Origin of the sequence: Acinetobacter sp. S54 (genome assembly GCF_016624945.1) — a bacterium.
Classification (GTDB): domain Bacteria; phylum Pseudomonadota; class Gammaproteobacteria; order Pseudomonadales; family Moraxellaceae; genus Acinetobacter.
Window position 1 is genome coordinate 538,900 of the sequence record NZ_JACVUI010000003.1, and the last position, 15,246, is coordinate 554,145.

A 15,246-nucleotide genomic window follows, 5' to 3' on the forward strand; every position below is an offset into this window, starting at 1 on the left:
ATCCGTCTTAAACCTGATCAGCTGTGACCGCTGCTTCAGCAAAGGTCGCCATTTGATTATGTAAAGTACAAGCCAATTGAATGACACCCAAGGCGGCTCCTGCACCACTTCCTTCACCTAAACGTAAGTTTAGGCTCAAAATAGGTTGGGCATTTAATTCAGCTAAAATGCGGCGATGACCATATTCAGCAGATTGGTGTCCAAAGAGCATCCACTGGCGTACACTAGGGTTTAAACGCACGGCGCAAAGTGCTGCAACGGAGCTGATAAAGCCATCAACGATCATCGGTAAGCCGAACTGTGCGCAACGAATATAGGCACCCGTCATCGCAGAAATCTCTAAGCCACCTACTGCAGCCATTATTTTAAACGTATCCTCTTTTACACGAGTTTTATGCAGTACAACTGCCTGATCAATCACTTGCTTTTTATGTTTTAACTTTTCAGTATCAATTCCTGTGCCTACACCAGTCAATTGCTCTGCTTTTTCATTCAGTAATAAACAAGCCAATGCTGAGGCTGAACAGGTATTACCAATGCCCATTTCTCCTGCTATAAAAATATCAGCGTGGGCTTCGATCGCTTGTTCAGCGCTATTACGACCTAAATCCATAGCTTGATAGCATTCAGTTTCACTCATGGCAGATTCAACTGCAAAATTTGCTGTTCCAGCTCGGATACAATGGGTTTCTACGCTGTCATAATGATAATCTTCACCCACCGTCCCACAATCTATAACTTGCAATGTAGCTGCATATTGCCGTGCAATCACACTGATACAAGCTCCACCTGTCGCAAAATTTTGTAGCATTTGACGCGTGACAGCTTGTGGATAGGCAGAAATATTTTCCTGCATCACACCGTGATCGCCTGCAAAAATGGTAATCCAAGGTTGATTCACATGTGGATGAACGTTCTGTTGTAAAGACGCAAGTTGGATTGCTATCGCCTCTAAATCTCCAAGCGAACCTGTGGGTTTAGTTAATTGTTGTTGGCGGTGTATGGCAGCCTGTTTGGTTTGTTCATCAACTGCTTTAACTTGTTCTAACCACCAACTCATGATTTTTCTCCTTTTAATAACATTGGGAACCCTGCGACACAAAACTCGACTTTATCTGCAATTTTCCCTAACCGCTGGTGTAAACGTCCAGACTCATCTACAAAACGCCGTGTTATTTCACCCATAGGGACAATACCTAGTCCCGTTTCATTACTGACTAAAATAATATCTGAATATAACTTAGGCAAAAGTTGAAGCAAATTATCACATTCAATAAGCTGACCATCTGGATTATCCAATAGTAAAAGATTACTGAGCCATAAGGTTAGACAATCTACCAAGATAAGTTGTTGCGGTTGGTCAATCAGTTCAAGTTGTTGTGCCAGTGCAATGGGTTCTTCAATCACTCGCCATTCACTTGGTCGCCGCTGTTGATGATGCTGTACACGTCGCTGCATTTCCTCATCTAAAGCCTGTGCAGTTGCGATATAAGTCACAGGATGAGCTTGGGCCTGAGCAATCGACTCCGCATGTTGGCTTTTGCCTGAACGCGCACCGCCTAAAATGAGATGTAACATAGATCATTCCAATTGTAAGCAATAAACCGAATGTAAAGGGCTTTGTAATTGTTGTGCCTGATAATAACCAAAATGCAGCTGATCGATCGTAATTTTTAAATCAATCTCTGGAGTCTTCTGCATACGGTTAAGAATCTGTTGACTTGGATAAGCATCACGATAAAGTCCAAGTGTAATATGCGGATGATATTGTAAAGCGGCAATTTCCTGATGATCTTGTAGATGCAGTTTTTGCCTAATATCCGTGAGTTGATTATTATCGTCATTTACATTTATAAATAAGGCACTAGTAAAACTGTTTAAACCCCTTATCTCGAGTTGAAATGAGGTTTTATTGCATTGATTTAAAAGTTGCCAACGTTGCTGTTCAAAGCACTGCATTGAAAAATCATCATTATATAAGGGCTTTTGCTCAGTCAAAAAGCCACAAATATATAAAGTAATATGATATTGACGCTGCGTATTTTTCAATAACAGATCTGAAAATGAAGCTTGTAATTGGTCTAGCTTATCGACTAATTCTGGATATTTTTCTCGATCAATTAAGATGTACCACAGTGCATAGGTAGTACGTCCACGATGCCACTCTGGATAATCACGACTTAAGGTTGGAATAACCCAACCATGAGATTTCAAATACAAGAAAAAACACCAAAAATCAAAGTGCTTTATTAAAGCATGGTTTTTGGTGTGAGAAACTCAAATTATCAGCTAGCAGTAAAGCTTTTTAGGTATTTAAGCATAGGAAGATTGTGTATCTTGAGGCAAAGCAAAGCTTTTGAATTGTTTTAAACACGTGGGATTCTCCTGTAATTGATCCAGATGTTGCTGTATCTTTAACTCAATTTTTTGTTTTTGGGCAGACGTTAAATCAAATAGAGCAATATTTGATTGCAAATGCTCATTGATATCTTCAAGACTGATGTTGAACATTTTCATTGCGTAGAAGTAGCCCAGACTTGCACCCCATAATAAGCTGTCTATGGGTTGATCAAAATGTAGATTATTTGCGATTGAACCCATAACCCGTTCATTATGATTTAATTTTCGTAATGGATCACGCGCTACACGCTGACATGGATCCTTGTAAGCATACTGACAAGACTCTACGAAACTTTTTGCCAGTCTCTCCAAATCTTTGGCACGTGTTGGTAAATATGCAGCTAGACCTTGCCTCACCTCTTGAATTAAATGTTCAACCAGAGACTGTACACGTGCATCTCCCATTGCTACACCAATAGTTTCATGCCCTACCAATGAGGCGTACCATGACATCATGGCATGAACGCCATTCCAAAGACGATTTTTGATCAGTTGAATATCGGCAATATTATCCACCAAAATCATTTGACGCATTTTTATTAATAATGGACTGTTATTCTCCACATAGATCGGCATATCTGTTTCACTATTGAACAGAATCAAGTCCATGGTCTGTAAGATATGACTCGGTTGAAAATTACGGCGCATATCATCAATATATAAGGATGCCTGATGTTCCTGTTCAGTTGAAAGTTTGGCGGTATCTTCAATTTCAACATTTTCATCTTCAGCATCTGATTGATGTTGTTTGAAAAAGTTATATTTAATTTTGAGTTGACGATACAGATTTTGTTCAGAAAGTTTGGAAACCATACGGTTGACGACAGTATCGCAAAAATAATGCTGAGTCATAATTTGGTCGGCAATCTCAACATTCGATAAAGCAATAAGTTGCTCACGAATATGAGATACGACCAGTTTTTTAGCACCGACTTTATTTAAAATAATTAAAACCGTCAGTGGACGTGTATTTTGCATCGTTTGTGAAGCAAAACGCGCATACAATCCTTTGGCAATAATTTTCGCTTCTGTTGCAATGGCGTGTTCAGGCAAACACAGTGCAATTAAAGACGACTCCATATACATATCCAGCATATGCTGTTCATTATCTGCATCAATGACTGACATGTATTCAATTCGTTCATCATAAGAAACTTGCCCATAACGAATGCAATAAGTACCAAAGGCATTCACCGCTTCACGGTATAAGCTATTACGAGTTGAGGCAATAATACGCTGAGGACGCGTATAACCATCCCAATGTGATAAAATCTGAGCGATATAACCACCACCAATTGCACCGAATCCGTGAATTCCAACAGTAAGCTGATTCACTGTTTGGGGAAATGACTCCTGTAAAATAGGCATTTCCATTGCGGATACATATTGATCCAGATCTTCCAGGCAGTCATACATTGTCTCAAAGTAAAAATTGGCTTTGGACAACATATGCTCATTGGGTGCTTTAATATCTTTCAGCAAAATCGTCATGCCGCCTGCTGCATGTGCAGAGCAAATCCCATTTTCAGAATCTTCAAACATCAAACATTTTGTTGTTTCCAAATTTAATTTTTCAGCGGCTTTTTCAAAAATTTCAGGGTGTGGTTTACCTCTTTCAACTTCATCACCACACACCAACACATCAAAAAATTTATAAACATTGGCATTAATTAAATATTCTTCTGCTATTGCACGGCGGCTCGAAGTCGCCACTGCCATACGCAATCCTGATTTTCTTAACCGTTCTAAAACCTGTACAAGCCCCTTTTTAATAGGAACTCCTTCATTGCGAACCAATTCAAGCTCTAACTCATCAGCACGTTGACGAATGGTTTTATAAGGCACCTCTGCACCATACTGTGCTTTGGCTAGTTGTTCCGCAGTGGTGGCACTCAGTCCCAGACATTGCATTAAATATTCATCGGAAAATGCTTGTCCAATGAGTTCTTGAGATGCCTGTTTCAATGTTTGAAACCGTAATCTTTCAGTATCAAACATTGTTCCATCCATATCAAAAAGTGCACCTTGAACAGGAGATCCATGAAAAATCAGCATTGATTTACCTCGTTTTTTAGTTCCTTTTATGTAGGGTATACAAAAAACGTGCAAAAAATATGCTTTGTTATCAAATGAAACAGTTTTGGTTATTTTTTGTCCTTAAGATCAAAAATTAAAAAAATTTTGTTTAAATCCATCCCAAATTATTGATTAATTTTTTAAAATGTGAAAATAAAACTGGAAAAATAAAATGCATAGCATAAGAAGACTGGTGCAGATATTTTTCGACTAAGATAGACCATTCATTCACATTCTTTTTGAAAAGGTATGACGGTATCCTTTTTATTCATCAATAATATCAGCAAATTTAGCTTCTAGAAGCCTAACCAAAGCTTGTGGATTTAATCCAATATCCAGTCCTCGTTTGCCTCCACTGACATATATTTTTTCTTTTATTTCGGCACTTTGACAAACTATTGTTTTAAGCCGTTTTTTCTGACCTAATGGGCTAATTCCTCCCACTAAATAACCCGTTAAACGTTCAGCATCCTTCGGATCTGCCATATGTAATTTTTTACAACCCAATGCAGAAGCAACTTTTTTCAAATTGAGCTGATGATTGACAGGCAAAATCGCTACAAAATAATTTTTATCATCCGTGACCAATAATGTTTTAAACACATCTGCAACTTCTAAATTTAATTTCTCCGCTGCTTCGAGACCAAAACTTTTTGCATGAATATCATGCTCATATTCATGGATACTATATTCAATCTTATTGGTTTTAAGTAGTTTACAAGCAGGCGTCATAATTTCTGTAGTAAGAGTATAAAAAAGGATTTTATTATAATTTCTTTTAAAAAATTTTTAAATTTAACTCGACTATTTTACAGCGTATACCTTTACAAAATATAGACTTGCAACTTATCAATTAAAATGATTAGAATAAGTTTTTGATTTTAAATTTAAAATAACAATGGCGTCCATTTATCAATTAAAACCAGCCTTTCAAAACTTCTTACGTCCATTTGTGAATCGCTTATATCAGTTCGGTATTACCGCTAATCAAGTCACTCTGGTTGCCATGTTGATTTCAGTTGGACTTTCATGTGGACTTTTTTATTTATATGAACCAGATCGTCAGTCTCACTATTTAGGCTTTTTGCTCATTCCCTTCTGGATGCTTATTCGAATGGCTTTCAATGCGATTGATGGCATTTTGGCTCGGGAATTTAACCAACAGACTCGATTAGGGGCATATTTCAATGAGCTTTGTGATGTTATTTCTGATACAGCTTTATATGGGTGCTTTATCGTAATCAACTTTATTTCTCCTTCTCTGCTTTTTCTTGTTATTTTTTTAGCACTTTTAAGTGAATACGCAGGTGTTATAGCGCCTTTAATTGGTCAACAGCGGCGTTATGATGGGCCAATGGGTAAAAGTGATCGTGCATTTTGGTTTAGTGTTTTAGCTATCTTTATAGTCATTGGCTCTTATTTCACTCCATTCATTCCCCAAACTTTATTCAATTATAGTAGCAACGGTATGTTGATTATCATAAGTATATTATTGGTTCTAACAATTTATAACCGTATAAAAAATGCGATTTTGATAACTTAAATTTTATTTAGGAAAATAATGATGCATAACAATACACAACATCAATTTGTGAGCCATGACGGCACTAGTTTATTTTATCAACGTTGGGCGTCTTTGCAAAATCCAGATCATAAAGCCATTGTATTATTTCATCGCGGTCATGAACATTCACAGCGTATGGCACATTTAGTCGTGGAACTTAAACTTCCTGATTTTGATTTTTTTGCATGGGATGCACGCGGCCATGGTCAATCACCAGGCGAACGTGGTGATGCACCCAGCTTTTCTGCATGCGTTAAAGATATTCAATATTTTATCCAGCATATTACAGATCAGTATAAAATTCAGCCCCAAAATATGGTGGTGATTGGACAAAGTGTAGGCGCAGTCTTGGCGGCAACTTGGGTACATGATTATGCCCCTAACCTTCGGGCTTTATGTCTAGCTTCTCCAGCTTTTGATATTAAACTTTACGTACCTTTTGCCAAGCCAGGTTTGACTTTACTGAGTAAATTGCGTGGTAATTTCTTTATCACAAGTTATGTCAAAGCAAAAATGCTCACTCATGATTCACAACGCGCCAAGGAGTATGAATCTGACCCGCAAATTGCTAAAGCCATTTCAGTGCGTATGTTGCTTGGATTATATAATACATCTAAACGTATTGTGGAAGATGCTCAAAATATTTTTATTCCCACTCAAATACTATGTTCAGGTTCAGATTTTGTTGTTGAACAAAAACCCCAACGTTTGTTTTATGAACGTTTACCACATCCACAAAAAGAGTTTCATATTCTTGAAGGTTTTTATCACGACACGCTTGGTGAAAAAGATCGTGAAATTGCCTTTCAAAAAATTCGCCGTTTTATTCAACAAAGTTTTGTCCAAAACCCTGAAAAAATTGACGTACTCCATGCTGACAAAATTGGACCAAGCTGTGCAACTGCGGAACAATTAAGTTCACCTTTGCCGCCAAATTCCCTCAAAAACTGGTTCTGGTCCATTACCAAGAAAAACCTGAAGATCGGAAGTCATTTATCACAGGGTTTAAAAATTGGTGAAGAAACTGGCTATGACTCTGGCAGTACGCTTGACTTTGTTTATCGAAATGCTCCTGAAAGTCGCAATATCCTTGGCAAAATCATTGATCAGCAATATTTAAATGCAATTGGCTGGCGTGGTATACGTGTACGTAAACAACACCTTGAACAGCTTTTATCAAAATATGCCGAAAAACTTATACAGGCTCAAAAGCCACTTAAAATACTGGATATAGCAGCAGGACACGGTCGTTATATTCTGGATGCAGTAAGTCAATTCAGTCAGCGACCAGATTCCATTCTGTTACGTGATTATAGCGAATTGAATGTTGAATCTGGCGCTGAACTGATTAAACAGCGTAATCTTCAGGATATTGCACAGTTTAAACTAGGGGATGCATTTGATGAAAACTCACTTGCGAGTATAGAACCTAAAGTTAATTTGGCAGTGGTTTCTGGCCTATACGAACTTTTTAGCGACAATGATTTAATAAGACGTTCTTTAGCAGGTCTTTCGCATGCAATTGAACAAGAGGGCTATATCATTTATACCGGGCAAATCTGGCATCCTCAGCAGGAATTTATTGCCCGTGCATTAACATCACATCGTCAAGGTGAAGCATGGGTGATGCGCTTAAGATCTCAAGCCGAAATGGATGCACTCGTGGAGCAAGCAGGTTTCAAGAAAATTGATCAATCTATTGATGAATATGGCATTTTCACTGTTTCAGTTGCCCAAAAATTATAAGGTCTGCTATGCAAGCATTACAAAAGCAGCAAGGAACATGGAAATGGGGACTTTTGTGTCTGATGTTTCTTGCACCCTTTTTCTTTTTAAGTTATGGGTTTGCCAATCATTATACAGCTAGCTTACGCCATGTGCCGAGTATCGTTTTTGCATGGGAAAAAAATATTCCTCTTTGGCCTTGGACCATTATTCCCTATTGGTCAATCGATTTTTTTTACGGTCTTTCCTTACTTCTATGCTGGAATAAGTTTGAACTGAGACAGCATGTGTTACGGCTGTTTACAGCCCAACTCTTATCCATTTGCTGTTTCTTACTATTTCCGCTCAAGTTTAGTTTTGAACGTCCTGAACTTCATGGTTTTTTTGGCGTCTGGTTTGATATTTTGATGGGTTTTGACAAACCTTTTAATCAGGCACCTTCTCTGCACATTGTATTATTGGTTATTTTATGGGACTTTTACCGTCGCCATATTCGATCACCTTTTAAATGGCTAGTTGATTTTTGGTCAGTACTGATTGGACTCTCTGTACTGACTACATGGCAACACCATTTTATTGATATTCCTACAGGATTAATTGTGGGTGCATGGTGCGTATGGTTATATCCACTCAATATAAAAGCACCATACGCTAAGCAAAATCAGCAACAAAGAACAATAAAACATATTAAACTTGGAAGTTACTATATCCTAGCTTCCATTCTTTTAACCGCGCTAGCATCGTACTTACAAAGCTGGGCACTATGGTTATTTTATCCTGCATTGAGTTTGTTTTTAGTGGGATTTGCTTATTTATTGGTACGACCTTATTTCTTTCAAAAACAATCAGATGGAAAGATGAGCCCTGCCACATTTATATTATTTTTTCCTTATTTATTATTCGCATGGTTAAATAGTCGAATCTGGACATATAAGCATCCTAATGATTCAGAAATTATCCATATAGATCAACTCACCATTTATCTTGGACGAATTCCATCTCCTGACCAAATACAGCTATACAATGGCATTTTTGACTGTTGTGCTGAGTTGCCAGTCCACACCACAAAAGATTATGGTCAATATTTAAGTCTGGATCTAATCCCATTACAAGCGAATCAACTCGAATATGCGGTAGAGGCTTTCGACCATCTTTTGCTGAACCTGAATAGATCTAATACCTTACACCAAAAGAAAATCCTGATATTTTGCGCTTTGGGTTATTCAAGAAGTACATCGATTTTATGTGCATGGCTTATTAAACATAAACATGCAGTGAACAGTAAAAATGCGTTACAAATCGTGCGAAAAGGCCGACCATGGGTCAAGCTGAACGAATCACATATTCAGCAGATTAACCTCTATCAGCTTAAGCAAATGGGGCTATCACCATGATTTTGCAATTAACTATTATGTCTAAATTGCTGAATAACACCATTTCTTTATTACTCTCAGGCTATGTGGCTTTTGTTCTATCTGTCATGGCGACCTTCTTTTATGGAGGCCAAACGTTAGAACTCTGGGCTTACCTGCTTGTTATATTTTTACTTTTATTTATGCATCATTACGTTTCAATTCGAGTCAAATTTGATGTAGATTTAATCCTGTTCATTACCGAAACAGGCTTTTCCCCATCACAATCTTTAGATAAGGCCACTGAAGAACTAGATCAAGCCCTTATTGGACTCAAACTTATACCACTAGCAAAAGTAGGACGCTCATGGCAACTGCGCCTGAAAGGTTGTCTAAAGTTATTCAAACTGCAAATACTGTTGCTTATATTACAATACCTTACACTTATTGTATTTATTGGCTTTCTCTGTAATCAATAAATCTGAGGAAACCATGAATCCATTCATACCTAATTCAATTAATTGTTCCAAATATAAAAATATGATCAGTAAAACTATTGCCAGATTTATCGCTTTTTTAACACGACGTGGCGCAAGATCGCTTACAGGCGCGCGTAGTTTATGGGTTGGGTGTCAACCTGAACTCAAACAACGTATTTACTATGCAAATCACAATAGCCACATTGATTTCATTTTACTCTGGTCATCATTACCTAAGGCCATTCGACGACAAACCCGACCTATTGCAGCGTCTGATTATTGGTTAAAAGATGGTTTTCGCCGTTTTCTTATTCAGGATACTTTTTCAGGGGTAACTATTCGCCGCAGTCGTGAGAACAATGAAGATCCCTTGCAACCTGTAAAAGAGGTACTAGCACAAGGATATTCGATTATTTTCTTCCCTGAAGGAACTCGAAATTTAAATGATGATGTGGAACTTTTAGACTTTAAAAGCGGTTTATATCATTTGAGTCAAGCATTTCCACAGGTTGAAGTGGTTCCAGTATGGATCTCAAATTTAAAAAGAGTCATGCCAAAAGGTGCTTTTATTCCCTTACCTTTACTTTCCACAGTTATTTTTGGATGCCCCCTAAAAAATATTAATACACTGGATAAAGAAAATTTCTTAACTCATGCCCGACAAGAGCTGTTAAAACTTAAAGAGGCTGAATATCAATGATCACCAATAACGTGCATCAAACGTATCTACTGTTTGCAATTTTTGCCTCGATTTTAGTCTTTGCTTCTAGTGTCGGCTTTATTCTAAAACAACGTGCAGGCGAACGATCTGTATCTGTTATTGATAACCTCAATGCCAGGATTAATGCGTGGTGGGTTATGCTAATTGTACTCGCAGCAGCCATTCTTCTAGGAAAAATTGCATTTATTATTCTGTTTGCTTTAATTTCCCTGTTTGCTTTGCGCGAGTTTATTAGTCTTTTACCCACGCGGCGTGGGGATTATTTTCCATTACTCATCGGCTTTTATTTTGTCATACCTTATCAATATTATTTAGTTTATATCGACTGGTATGGTCTGTATTCTATTTTTATTCCACTTTATGTTTTCCTATTGATTCCAATTGCCAGTCTAAAACAAGAAGATACGACTCATTTTTTGGAGCGAAGCGCAAAAATACAATGGGGACTTATGGTGTGTGTATTCTGTATTTCACATGTTCCCGCCCTACTAAATTTAAAACTTTCAGATTTTCAGGGGGATAAAATTTGGCTAGCAATCTGGCTTATTATGGTGGTACAGGCATCAGATGTCTTGCAATACATCTGCGGAAAATTGTTTGGAAAACATAAAGTAGCGCCTATTTTATCACCCTCAAAAACTATTGAAGGCTTATTAGGCGGTATTGTATTGGCAACGCTGTTGGGCATTACAATGAAATGGCTCACTCCGTTTAATTATTGGCAAGCTGCTGGGATTGGGCTCACCGTTTGTATTTTTGGATTTTTTGGCGGTTTAGTCATGTCCGCAATTAAACGCGATCGTGGCGTTAAAGATTGGGGACAGCTTATTCAAGGACATGGCGGTATGCTAGATCGTATTGATTCTATTTGTTTTTCTGCTCCTATTTTCTTTCATATTTTAAGATATTGGTGGAGTTGATGACCTAATGTTATAAAATACTCGATAAAGACTCTTGATAAATATGGAGAAAAATTAGATTGTCAGCTCAAGAACTCTGCTTTTCTCTTGTTATTGAAAAGTTATAAAATATTGACGAGTTGATAACATCAAACTACCATCCTAGAGTCAAAATTTTGGATAGGTTGCATAGCTTGATTTCATATTTACAACCTCATTTACAGCAAAAAACTTATACCTATTTTTCTTCAGTAAACGCTTTTTTTAGTCTTTTTATATGTATTCTATTTACAGGTTGCACAACCCTTGGCCCTAAGAGTGGTTCCTTAGAAAAACGCTCAAATAAACTTTCTAGTGGATTACAAAAAGCGTATGCTGTTTCACCGGCGACAGCCAATCGTTTATCTCCCATGATAATCCAAAGCGCCGATCGCTATAGTGTTCCACCATTATTGATAGCTGCCACCATTCGTCAGGAGTCAAACTATAATTCTTATGCACGCTCCTCGGGCGGTGCAGTCGGTCTTGCACAAATTATCCCTAGCTATTGGCGACAACCTTGTCCAGGAAATTTGGCAGATGAATATACCAATATTCAATGTAGTGCTTATATTTTAGGTCATTATAATGAGATGGCTGGAAGCTGGTTTAAAGCCAGTGCTTATTATAATGTTGGTCCAACTGGCTATAAATCCAGCTTTTGGACACGGCATAAAGCAAAAAAATATGCACGTTCCGTTAAACATTTTGAAAAAGCCCTAAAGAAAGAACTATAGAACTTAGGCGATTTGGATAGAAAGCTTATATTGAATAACCTTTCTATCCCCAGTTATTTATTCTTCAAATAAACCTTCAAACAATACAGAAGATAAATAACGCTCACCGCTATCGGGTAAAATCACCACGATAGTTTTTCCGTCATTCTCTGGGCGTTCTGCAATTTTTGCCGCAGCAGCAAGTGCTGCCCCACTTGAAATACCGACCAAAATGCCTTCTTGAGTTGCACATTTACGTGCCCATTCAATTGCTTCTTCACTACCAATTGGCATTACTTCATCCACAATATTCAAATCTAAATTTTTTGGAATAAAGTTAGCACCAATACCCTGAATTTTATGGGGCGCAGGTGCAATCTCTTCACCCCGTTTAGTTTGACTTATAATCGGAGATTCCGCAGGTTCAACTGCTACAGAATAAAGTGCTTTATTTTTGATATTTTCAAAATAATGCGAAATACCTGAAATCGTTCCACCCGTTCCTACACCAGCAACTAGAATATCAACTTTTCCATCAGTTGCATCCCAAATTTCGGGACCTGTAGTTTCTTCATGAATTTTAGGATTGGCTGGATTTTCAAACTGTTGTGGAAGAAAATATAGGTCTGGCTGCTCAGTAGCTAAACGCACGGCTTCATCGACAGCTCCTTTCATTCCCTTTGCTGGTTCAGTTAACACCAAATTTGCACCAAAAGCTTTAAGCACTTTACGACGCTCAAGGCTCATACTGGCAGGCATCGTCAATGTAATTGAATAACCTTTTGCTGCCGCAACAAATGCTAAAGCAATACCCGTATTTCCACTGGTCGGTTCTACAATATGCATTCCAGCTTTCAGTGCACCACGTTTTTCCGCATCTGCGATTAGTGCAGCACCAATACGACATTTGACTGAAAATGCAGGATTACGACTTTCCACTTTTGCTAAAACAGTTGCACCAGATTTGATAAGACGATTAATACGTACTAATGGAGTATTACCGATTGCTTCTGCATTGTCAGAATAAACTGCAATACCTAAGTTCGCAGGTGCCTTAAATTGTTGATCGGTCGACATGTTATTTCCTTATTAGATTTGGAATGATTCTCAAATATTATAGGCCTGTCAGCTAAGGAGGAAAGTAGAAAAACCAAGATTTATGCAAAATTTTGATTTATAAAGTTTTAAGATGCACTTAAAAGCTTATTACTCCAGAAGTAATAGTTCATATAAAACATTCAACTTTATTATTGCGTTATCCCTAATTCTTCATTCACTGATATCTGTTCAGTATCACCCAATAAAACAGCAACACGACTACAATGAATCACTAAATGCTCTAACCAACGTTGTGCAGCAAGTTGCTCTAAAGTATAAGTTGCTGACAGCGTTTTCGACGAAGAAACCTCAATAATTTGCTGTCGAACCAACTCCTGTTGTGCTTGCATACCTGCTGCAAAATTAACCAACTCACCCACAAGTATTGTTGGAATTTTAATAAATGGTTCATGTAGTAAATGTGGAATATATTGCTCAAGAATGATTGCGAATTGGGTGGCTAGCTGATCAATATTCCTTTGATTCTGAATCGTCTCAATATGCGCCACATTACTTAAATCATTTTTGAGCACACGCACATACACAACTAGCCTCAATAAAATAACCAAGCGATGTTGATCTGCTAAAGATTGTGGAACAGACATCTTATCGAGATAGTTTTCAATTTTTCCCAACGTATAATCAAACTCATCTGTTTTGACTAATGTTGCGACCACTCTGCCCTGAATACAACCTACAAAAATACAGTACATATCTGATATTGATTGTAAAAGTGCCCGTTCTACCGCAGCGATGGCAAGTGCAGGAACACTATAAAGTGATTCATCGAGATAGCGTGTCGTTGAATGCTCTTTCTCTGGCAATAATCGCATAATCAATTGTTCAAATTTAGGCAAAAGTGGCATAAAAATACATGCCCCTAATAAGCTAAAAGACGTATGAAATGCAGCCACCAATAAAACTGAGCCTAACTGATGAATACTTTCGATATGGTTGTATGCCCATACAAATGCAGGTGATAAGAGAATAAAAGCAAAAAAAGCTGTCACGATATTAAAAATAACATGAACCGCAGCAGTTCGTTTTGCACTTGTCGTTGCTCCAATCGCAGCCAGAACCGCTGTGGCCACTGTTCCGATATTTTGACCAATCACCAATGCTAATGTTTGTTCCAGATTAATTGTCTGAGTCGACAAAGCAGCCAGTGTCGTTGTAATTGCAGCACTAGAAGACTGTAATACGATGGTCATAAAGATACCGATCAATACTAAAAATAACCGCATTAACAAAGTCGGTTCTGCCCAGCGTGACAGATCAATTAACTCTGCGACATCACTCATGGCATCTTGTAGCAGCTGAATACCAAAAAATAATAGACCAAAACCAGCCAAAGTCAGTCCAATAAATGCAATTTTCTCCTTACCTAATAATTTTAGTAAAGCGCCAATGCCAATCAAAGGTAAAGCAAAACTCGAAATAGAAAATTTCAATCCAAGTAAGGCTACCATCCAGCCCGTGCTGGTTGTCCCAATATTGGCACCGATAATGACACCAATCGCGTGACTAAAACTGAGCACTCCAGCACTCACAAAACCAATTGTTGCCAAAGTCGTAGCAGTTGAAGACTGCACCACAACGGTTAAACCAATCCCAGATAAAACAGCTTTCATTGGTGAACTTGTAAAACGAACTAACCATTGTCGTAATGCCTCGCCCGCAATTGCTTTTAAGCTATCAGTCATCAAAGACATACCTAAAAGAAATAAACCTATTCCACCCATTAACGGAACAATGACATTGAGCACAAAAGCATCCTTTTTATAATTTGCAGATTGAAAGCTTTTACAGAGTTAAAATTAACAGCAGTTGTTTTATTTTAATATTTATATTGGATTTATGTCTTAGAATAAAGTGTTTCATAATTGATGATGCTCTAAAAATTATAAATTTTAACTTTATAGCTCTTTTTCACCATTCCCAGATCCTAACTCAATAGCCAATCACTTCGGTGATAAGTAAATTTACTAAAAATCTTATATAGAGGTGGATAGCTCCCTCTATAGTTTAAATAGATGAATTTTTATCGCAGCTCATGCAATTTTATCAATAGATAAATATATATCCATATATTTATAAATTTCATTTTTATTTCAGCATAATACTTAGTAAAAAAGAAGCCCCGCCACTGGCTAGTGACGGGGCTTATATTTAAAAGC

General features: G+C 37.6%; 14 protein-coding genes. 7 read left to right on the top strand and 7 right to left on the bottom strand.

Annotation, left to right across the window (positions count from 1 at the left end):
• Positions 1-7: 7 nt before the first annotated feature.
• From cobT to ybaK, 5 genes are all read right to left on the bottom strand, one after another.
• A complete protein-coding gene (cobT, locus tag IAE20_RS08145; protein ID WP_200481834.1) occupies positions 8-1,060 on the bottom strand; it encodes a nicotinate-nucleotide--dimethylbenzimidazole phosphoribosyltransferase in 1,053 nt (350 codons plus the stop codon).
• Positions 1,057-1,578, bottom strand: a complete 522-nt coding sequence (cobU, locus tag IAE20_RS08150; RefSeq protein ID WP_200481833.1) for a bifunctional adenosylcobinamide kinase/adenosylcobinamide-phosphate guanylyltransferase — start codon at positions 1,576-1,578, stop codon at positions 1,057-1,059. Before cobU ends, cobT begins: the two co-directional genes overlap by 4 nt.
• A 3-nt stretch (positions 1,579-1,581) precedes the next feature.
• Positions 1,582-2,220, bottom strand: coding sequence for a 2'-5' RNA ligase family protein (locus tag IAE20_RS08155; RefSeq protein ID WP_200481832.1), 639 nt, complete (start codon positions 2,218-2,220; stop codon positions 1,582-1,584).
• Positions 2,221-2,313: 93 nt separating this feature from the next.
• Positions 2,314-4,455 (bottom strand): bifunctional mannitol-1-phosphate dehydrogenase/phosphatase, encoded by a 2,142-nt coding sequence (gene mtlD, locus IAE20_RS08160; RefSeq protein WP_200461658.1) that lies wholly within the window; start codon positions 4,453-4,455, stop codon positions 2,314-2,316.
• Positions 4,456-4,740: 285 nt separating this feature from the next.
• Complete coding sequence (gene ybaK, locus IAE20_RS08165; RefSeq protein WP_200461659.1) at positions 4,741-5,208, bottom strand: Cys-tRNA(Pro) deacylase; 468 nt, start codon at positions 5,206-5,208, stop codon at positions 4,741-4,743.
• Positions 5,209-5,374: 166 nt separating this feature from the next.
• Here ybaK and IAE20_RS08170 point away from each other — a divergent pair, with 166 nt between their 5' ends.
• The 7 genes from IAE20_RS08170 (at position 5,375) to IAE20_RS08200 (ending at position 11,992) form a co-directional block, all read left to right on the top strand.
• Positions 5,375-6,019, top strand: coding sequence for a CDP-alcohol phosphatidyltransferase family protein (locus IAE20_RS08170; RefSeq protein ID WP_200461660.1), 645 nt, complete (start codon positions 5,375-5,377; stop codon positions 6,017-6,019).
• Positions 6,020-6,040: 21 nt separating this feature from the next.
• Entirely contained in the window at positions 6,041-7,786 is a 1,746-nt protein-coding gene (locus IAE20_RS08175; RefSeq protein WP_200461669.1) for a bifunctional alpha/beta hydrolase/class I SAM-dependent methyltransferase, read from the top strand.
• Positions 7,787-7,794: 8 nt separating this feature from the next.
• Positions 7,795-9,159, top strand: a complete 1,365-nt coding sequence (locus tag IAE20_RS08180; RefSeq protein WP_200481831.1) for a phosphatase PAP2/dual specificity phosphatase family protein — start codon at positions 7,795-7,797, stop codon at positions 9,157-9,159.
• Positions 9,156-9,596, top strand: coding sequence for a hypothetical protein (locus IAE20_RS08185; protein ID WP_200481830.1), 441 nt, complete (start codon positions 9,156-9,158; stop codon positions 9,594-9,596). The genes IAE20_RS08180 and IAE20_RS08185 overlap by 4 nt, the downstream gene beginning before the upstream one ends.
• 13 nt (positions 9,597-9,609) lie before the next feature.
• Positions 9,610-10,296, top strand: coding sequence for a lysophospholipid acyltransferase family protein (locus IAE20_RS08190; RefSeq protein ID WP_200461663.1), 687 nt, complete (start codon positions 9,610-9,612; stop codon positions 10,294-10,296).
• Complete coding sequence (locus IAE20_RS08195) at positions 10,293-11,237, top strand: phosphatidate cytidylyltransferase (RefSeq protein WP_200481829.1); 945 nt, start codon at positions 10,293-10,295, stop codon at positions 11,235-11,237. Before IAE20_RS08190 ends, IAE20_RS08195 begins: the two co-directional genes overlap by 4 nt.
• Positions 11,238-11,491: 254 nt before the next feature.
• Positions 11,492-11,992: a lytic transglycosylase domain-containing protein gene (locus IAE20_RS08200; RefSeq protein WP_320159391.1), complete on the top strand. Its 501-nt coding sequence runs from the start codon at positions 11,492-11,494 to the stop codon at positions 11,990-11,992.
• A gap of 57 nt (positions 11,993-12,049) precedes the next feature.
• On the opposite strand, the gene cysK is transcribed toward IAE20_RS08200, so the two are convergent.
• Both cysK and IAE20_RS08210 read right to left on the bottom strand, forming a co-directional pair.
• A complete protein-coding gene (gene cysK / locus IAE20_RS08205) occupies positions 12,050-13,048 on the bottom strand; it encodes a cysteine synthase A (RefSeq protein ID WP_200461666.1) in 999 nt (332 codons plus the stop codon).
• Positions 13,049-13,218: 170 nt separating this feature from the next.
• Positions 13,219-14,835 carry a Na/Pi cotransporter family protein gene (locus tag IAE20_RS08210; RefSeq protein WP_200461667.1) on the bottom strand — a complete coding sequence of 539 codons (1,617 nt, stop codon included), beginning with the start codon at positions 14,833-14,835 and terminating at the stop codon, positions 13,219-13,221.
• Positions 14,836-15,246: the final 411 nt, after the last annotated feature.

What these genes read in the sequence shown, in the direction of transcription:
- IAE20_RS08195 (WP_200481829.1), top strand. Translation starts at nt 10,293, where the DNA reads ATGATCACCAATAACGTGCATCAAACGTATCTACTGTTTGCAATTTTT.
- cobT (WP_200481834.1), bottom strand. Translation starts at nt 1,060, where the DNA reads ATGAGTTGGTGGTTAGAACAAGTTAAAGCAGTTGATGAACAAACCAAA.
- mtlD (WP_200461658.1), bottom strand. Translation starts at nt 4,455, where the DNA reads ATGCTGATTTTTCATGGATCTCCTGTTCAAGGTGCACTTTTTGATATG.
- IAE20_RS08170 (WP_200461660.1), top strand. Translation starts at nt 5,375, where the DNA reads ATGGCGTCCATTTATCAATTAAAACCAGCCTTTCAAAACTTCTTACGT.
- IAE20_RS08190 (WP_200461663.1), top strand. Translation starts at nt 9,610, where the DNA reads ATGAATCCATTCATACCTAATTCAATTAATTGTTCCAAATATAAAAAT.
- ybaK (WP_200461659.1), bottom strand. Translation starts at nt 5,208, where the DNA reads ATGACGCCTGCTTGTAAACTACTTAAAACCAATAAGATTGAATATAGT.
- cysK (WP_200461666.1), bottom strand. Translation starts at nt 13,048, where the DNA reads ATGTCGACCGATCAACAATTTAAGGCACCTGCGAACTTAGGTATTGCA.
- IAE20_RS08175 (WP_200461669.1), top strand. Translation starts at nt 6,041, where the DNA reads ATGCATAACAATACACAACATCAATTTGTGAGCCATGACGGCACTAGT.
- IAE20_RS08185 (WP_200481830.1), top strand. Translation starts at nt 9,156, where the DNA reads ATGATTTTGCAATTAACTATTATGTCTAAATTGCTGAATAACACCATT.
- IAE20_RS08180 (WP_200481831.1), top strand. Translation starts at nt 7,795, where the DNA reads ATGCAAGCATTACAAAAGCAGCAAGGAACATGGAAATGGGGACTTTTG.
- cobU (WP_200481833.1), bottom strand. Translation starts at nt 1,578, where the DNA reads ATGTTACATCTCATTTTAGGCGGTGCGCGTTCAGGCAAAAGCCAACAT.